Below are 1,236 nucleotides of genomic sequence, written 5' to 3' on the forward strand. Positions count from 1 at the left end.
TGTAGTGGTCTACTGATCCCGGACATCCATTTAGGGCGAGAATGCTTGCCATAGAGAGGTGTCTGATGACCAAACAACGTCGTTCCTTTACGCCCGAGTTCAAGCGAGAGGCCGCCGGCCTGGTGCTCGATCAGGGCTACAGCCATATCGAAGCAGCTCACTCGCTGGGGCTGGTTGAATCAGCGCTTCGTCGCTGGGTGAAACAGCTCCAAGAAGAGCGCCAGGGTGTTACCCCGAAGAGCAAGGCATTGACTCCCGAACAGCAGAAAATCCAGGAGCTGGAAGCCAGGATCGACCGGCTGGAACGGGAGAAAGCGATCCTAAAAAAGGCTACCGCTCTCTTGATGTCGGACGAGTTCAATCGTACGCGCTGATAGACCAGTTGAGTGAGCGGGAGTCGGTGGAAGTGGTCTGTTCAGCCTTCGACGTGGTGCGGTCTTGCTACTACGCCCATCGCCTTCGACGCTGCCGTGTTGATGCACGCCGGGTTGCCCTGCGCAGTCAGGTCAATCAACTGTTCAACCAGAGTCGAGGATCAGCGGGCAGTCGCAGCATCCTGGGCATGCTGCGCGAGGATGGCGTAAGCATTGGCCGCTTTCGCGTGCGTCGGTTGATGCGCGAGTTGGGCCTGGTCAGCAAGCAACCAGGCTCGCACGCATACAAGCAGGCTACGGTTGAGCGGCCAGATATCCCGAACCGGTTGAACCGCGAGTTCACCCCCGAAAAGCCCAATCAGGTGTGGTGCGGCGACATCACCTACATCTGGGCGCAAGGTCGCTGGCATTACTTGGCGGCGGTGCTGGATCTGCATGCACGTCGAGTAATTGGCTGGGCATTTTCTCCCAAGCCGGATGCAGAGCTGGTGATCAAGGCGCTGGATATGGCCTACGAGCAACGAGGCAAACCGCAGCAGGTGCTGTTCCATTCCGATCAGGGCAGCCAATACGCCAGCCGCCTGTTTCGGCAGCGGTTGTGGCGATATCGGATGGAGCAGAGCATGAGTCGCCGGGGCAACTGTTGGGATAACTCACCGATGGAGCGATTGTTCCGCAGCTTGAAATCCGAATGGATTCCGGCGACAGGCTACGTTACCGCTTCGGAAGCTCAACGGGACATCAGTCATTACCTGATGCACCGTTACAACTGGATCAGGCCTCATCAGTTCAACGACGGACTGCCACCTGCGGTGGCCGAAGAAAAACTTAACCCACTGTCCGGGATGGGTTGACCACTACA

1 protein-coding gene is annotated in these 1,236 nt (G+C 57.8%); it reads left to right on the top strand.

The window, feature by feature from the left end:
- Window positions 1–65: 65 nt before the first annotated feature.
- A protein-coding gene (locus tag NCCP436_RS17550) for an IS3 family transposase (protein WP_220805241.1) occupies window positions 66–1,228 on the top strand; the annotation gives its coding sequence in 2 pieces (ribosomal slippage) (window positions 66–321 and window positions 321–1,228; 1,164 coding nt in all).
- Window positions 1,229–1,236: the final 8 nt, after the last annotated feature.

The organism is Pseudomonas sp. NCCP-436, assembly GCF_019656335.1.
In the GTDB taxonomy this organism is placed as follows: domain Bacteria; phylum Pseudomonadota; class Gammaproteobacteria; order Pseudomonadales; family Pseudomonadaceae; genus Aquipseudomonas.